The organism is Pedobacter sp. 01T416_2 (assembly GCF_056398925.1).
In genome coordinates this window covers 1-4868 of record NZ_JBFTQI010000528.1, presented here as the reverse complement: position 1 = coordinate 4868, position 4868 = coordinate 1, and the positions used below count along the sequence as shown (strand labels likewise).

Genomic DNA, 4868 nt, shown 5'->3' with positions numbered 1-4868 from the left:
GGGATAAGGAGTTCTGAAATCCGATCTGCCCATTATTGTACACGATATCTTTCCCCCGGCGCTTAATGACCAGCCCATTCCCGTGAAACCGTTTGGATCGGATGGCTTTGCGCCTGATGCATGATACCTCAGAACGATCGGCACACTAAGGTCCCCCTCCTTAATGGTATATAAGGGAATCTCTATGTCAGGAACACCTGTAAAACTCCCAACAGGATAATCGACATACTTCATAAACTGCTGAGTAGAGGGTGATGGAAGGGTTACCTTAGGTAGTTCTTGTGCCCCGGCAACAGAATAAAAAAAGGTAAGCAGAAAAAAAAATAATCTATAATTTCTCATAATCAAATATTGAAAAAATCAAAAAAGTGCCATTTATCGCAATAGAACTGAACCTTCAAATCAACAATATCAAGATCTATTGGATATAGCCTTTGAAAATGATGATCATTCGCTTGGCGAATGGATGTGACTCAATTGTATCAATCTAAGGGGCCTAAATCATAAATGTACAATTAGGCCCCTAAAGTAATTTTTAAAAAAAATGAATGAGAATGTTTTTGACGAACTCGACAAATCGTGTGACGAACAGCCATTACGAGGTGACGAATGGAATTGCAAAGGCAGCAGGAACTCGAGCGAAGGGAAAATATCCGCACGCTTATCCCTGATCTTGTTTCTGCTTTGAAGGATATCGCTAAAAAGCAGGATATGGTTTTGTATTTTGCCAATTACGATGCATTTAACCTTCGGGCAGCGCATCGTGAGCTACTGGAGGCCATTCCTAAAGACTATCGGAATTGCGGTCTGGATAGTGATGAGCAGGCATTGATTTCCCGTTTTGTAGATAGCCATCAAAATCTGGAGGGAATACGCAGAGCTTATAATGAACGTTTTATCCCGCATGAGATTTCCGAATTCAAGGAATTTCTTTGCAGCCTGGAAGCCTATCCCCTTTCCTTGGAGCAGATGCGGGCGGTGGTCTGTGAGGAAGACAATAATCTGGTGATTGCTGGAGCAGGTACGGGAAAGACGACCACCATCAGTGCGAAAATCGCCTATATCCTGGAGAAGAACCTGGCAAGACCCGAGGAGCTGCTGGTGATCTCTTTTACCAATAGCGCAGTAGATGAGATGTTTGACCGGACCTGTAATTTCTTGCGGGATGATGAACTGGCCAGCGGGATCACTTTTAAAACTTTTAATGGCTTTGGCAATATGGTCTGCAGGCATTGCAGCCCCTACCCGGTGAAGCTCGCTTTTGATGGTAAGGACTACCGGGCCAAGTCGTTTATGCAGCGGGAGTTTGACAGGCTGTTTTTAACTGACGCGGATTTTGCGCAGAAGGCGGTTAACTTCATCTCTTTTTTTGTCCGGCCCCCGCGGGATGACTTTGAGTTTGAGTCGGAAAACGATCTGATCAAACATGAGCAGGCTTTCCGTAATGTGAGCCTGAACGGGACAGAGTGCAAAAGTCTAGAAGAGGTGRTGATCGCCAATTTCCTGTACCTGCACCAGGTGGAATTTGTGTACGAGCGGACCTATCCGCTACAGGCCGAAGACCAAAATCCTGATTTTGGCGCCTATTCCCCTGATTTCTATCTGCCGGAATACGACATCTACCATGAGCATTATGGCATTGACGAGCAGGGCAATGTTCCCGCTTATTTCAAATGCAAACCTCCTTTTAAAACCCCTACCGAACAGTACCAGAGCGGCATGCGCTGGAAGGAACTGATCCACGAGAAATACGGGACCCGCCTGATCAAAACCTATTCCTTTCAGAACCGCAATGGAACGCTGCTCAAAGCGCTAAAAATTCACCTGGATAGCTACAAAGTGACCTTGAACAAACGGGACCTGGGCGAAATTTTGACCAAGATCAAAGCGCTGGACGACTATGAGGACTTTATGGGCCTGATCTTTACCTTCCTGAATCTGATGAAGTCCAATAACAGCACAATAGAGCAGTTAAAATCGAAAGCCGCAGACCAGCGCTTTGAAGTATTCCTCGGCGTATTTGCGCCATTGAGCGAGGCCTACCAGGCTGAACTGAAACGCACGGGCTGTATCGATTATAACGATATGGTGAACCATGCAAGCAGGTATATTTCCAGCGGTGAATTCAATAAAAAGTACCGTTATATTTTAGTGGACGAGTTTCAGGACATGTCCCTGGGCCGTTATGGCCTGGTCAAGGCATTGAAAGCCGCCAATCCCATCGCCAAGCTTTACGCCGTCGGAGACGACTGGCAGTCCATCTTCCGCTTTACCGGCAGCGACATCAGTATCATCACCGGATTTTCAAAGCATTTTGGGGTGACCGCCGAAAATGCAGTACTCCAGACTTACCGTTTTAACCAGGAGATACTCAACTTAAGCAGTGGCTTTATCCAGGTGAATCCCTCCCAGCTGAAAAAAAACCTGTCCTCGCCTTTTAAGGCATCACGTCCTTCTTTTGTACTCACTCCTCTAGCCAGCTATGGCAATAAAGCGCAAAGGGATCTGCAGAAGTTTGATGCTCTAAAAGATACCTTGGCAAAGATCAAGAAAGACCACGCCACCGCCTCTGTATTTCTCATCGGGCGCTACCACCATAATTCGCCCGCAGACTTAAGGGAACTGCAGAAAGCTTTTCCAGGGCTCAAGCTCTCCTATTTCACCGCCCATGCCTGTAAGGGGCTGACCTGTGACGTGGCCATTTTGCTGGACCTAGATAGCGGCGTATACGGTTTTCCCTCCCAGATGGCCGATGATCCGATTTTAGGCTACCTGCTCCAGCACGGAGACGGTTTTGAAAATGCAGAGGAAAGGCGCCTGTTTTATGTCGCCCTGACCCGCGCCCGCCACCAGGTCTATCTCCAATATCATCCCCATAACATGAGCAAATTCTTAGCTGAACTCATACAGGATCATGGTATCGGTGAGGGACAAACCGCTCAACAGAAATKCCCGAGCTGCGAAGGGCTTATGATAGCCAGAAGTTCAGACAAGGGAAAGTTCTGGGGATGCAGTAATTATCCTCGCTGCAAACAGATTATGCGCGTGGCTGCTATTGCAAAATAAGAACTAGATTTTTTCGAGAAGCACTATTTTAGATTGACACAGTTTATTTTACATACACCAATTTTAAAAATAAACCCCCAGACTCTTTTGCTCGTTCAATTTCGATCAGTTTGCCAAATTTCAAGACCTCCTCATCTCTTCTTTAGCATCTGGCCTACCTCGCAAATCATCCCAACGGGCTTGCAATTGTTGTAAATAGTCCATTATAATACTGGTGTAAGATGCTGTATTATCTATCCTTGATCAACTAAGATCAGTATGCAAAAACATCCAACCCCAAAAGCTTAACACTATTGAAGTTGGACTGGATTTCGTTATTTAGCCTAGCTCTGGATAATCATGATATAATCCATACACTAGATGAAGACATAAAACAAGAAGATTAATTGTGGGCAACAAAACGCAGAAGATCTCGAAACCATTTAGCTGAGTTAACCTTTTCTTCATCCTTATCAAAATGACCGGAACCAATAAGAAAAGAATAATTGGGAGAATTAAAATTAAAAACACTGATATTATACCCAGAACCTCATCAAAATCTACACCCAGACTAAAAACAGTATCCGTAAGCTTCAATGTAATAAAAGCTAGCGTTGCTATATTGGTTATAATACTTAACAACCCTACATATATGATAGGTTTATTATTGTTTGGGGCCATTTTCTATTTCTTTTTTAATTTCCTCGGTAACTTGTTTACTTGTCCCTTCATCAATGTTTGAATGTTCAACTTTCACCTTTTGTTTTTTGTTATCCACAACTTTGATGTTTGTCACCTTTGTTTTTTACCGTCCTTCGCCTTAATTTTTATTGCCTACTAAAAACCTTGTATTAGTTTTGTGGACAGCTTGCTTATGTAATTTAATGTGTTAAATATCAAAATACATTACCTCATTTTATGCTAAATACATTAAACTCAGATACCCAAAAATATCGGATATTTGAGTTTAAAGTAATTCCTATTTATCTGATTTAAATAAAGACGGCAATTCACTATAATAATCAGGTTGATATTTGGACATGAGATCGCCTGTTAGGCTAACACTATACTCGAACAAGTCGAAATCGAACCTAAAAAAAATTTCCTCATCAAAAAACTTCTTATTCTTCTTGTAAAGTTTTTCACTAATCTGATAGGACATCGCATCATCAAAAAGAAACCGCTCCGCTACAACCTGGTCAAGAAAAAGCTCTTCCAGCTTTTTATATGGAATATGAGAGATATTGATGGACCCAAACATATGTTCTTCGTTACGTAATACCACATCTAAGTAAACCTGATAATAATATTTTTCCATGATATTGTTTTAACGCTTATTATGCACCTCCCAAAGATAAGCAGCCCAACGGCAATAAATCCAATTGGACTTGGTCTACTAATTACAGGAAGATTGATTGAAGAACCACTTTAAGCCGAAATGGGGTGACAGTTTAAATGCCGAATGGACGGCCATTTTTGCCGAAATGCCCACATAAATCTGACGGATATTCTATGCTAAAAACTTTTTAAACCCGATTGTTATTTCCGTACGCACCAAGTGGTCATGGCTCTCATATTCTGCACATTGGTCGTCTTGATGGGTTCGTGAAGTTGTCCGCCAAGTTTTTTGGTGAGCCTCACCAGCATTTCCTGGTTGACTAAAAAGCGCTCTGATCCGTCTGGAAGAATATACCTCCCATTTCCGATAAAACGGACCAGCGATTCAATACCGATTTCTGAGGCCAGGCGACAGAAGAAATATCCACCGGGTTTAAGTACGCGCCACATAGCGCTTAACATACGCGCCACATAGCGCTTAACAT

3 protein-coding genes and 1 pseudogene are annotated in these 4868 nt (G+C 42.9%); 1 reads left to right on the top strand and 3 read right to left on the bottom strand.

The annotated features are described in order from the left end of the window. On the bottom strand, positions 1–342 hold a 342-nt coding region (locus tag AC1DPQ_RS19600; RefSeq protein ID WP_477610610.1), incomplete at its 3' end, for a hypothetical protein. Between the two features lie 267 nt (positions 343–609). Here AC1DPQ_RS19600 and AC1DPQ_RS19595 point away from each other — a divergent pair. After that, positions 610–3066 (top strand): UvrD-helicase domain-containing protein, encoded by a 2457-nt coding sequence (locus AC1DPQ_RS19595; protein WP_477610609.1) that lies wholly within the window; start codon positions 610–612, stop codon positions 3064–3066. A 958-nt stretch (positions 3067–4024) separates the two neighbouring features. Here AC1DPQ_RS19595 and AC1DPQ_RS19590 read toward each other — a convergent pair. Both AC1DPQ_RS19590 and AC1DPQ_RS19585 read right to left on the bottom strand, forming a co-directional pair. Then, entirely contained in the window at positions 4025–4363 is a 339-nt protein-coding gene (locus AC1DPQ_RS19590) for a hypothetical protein (RefSeq protein WP_477610608.1), read from the bottom strand. 221 nt (positions 4364–4584) lie between these two features. Continuing rightward, a pseudogene (locus AC1DPQ_RS19585) lies at positions 4585–4868 on the bottom strand (class I SAM-dependent methyltransferase); the annotation flags it as partial.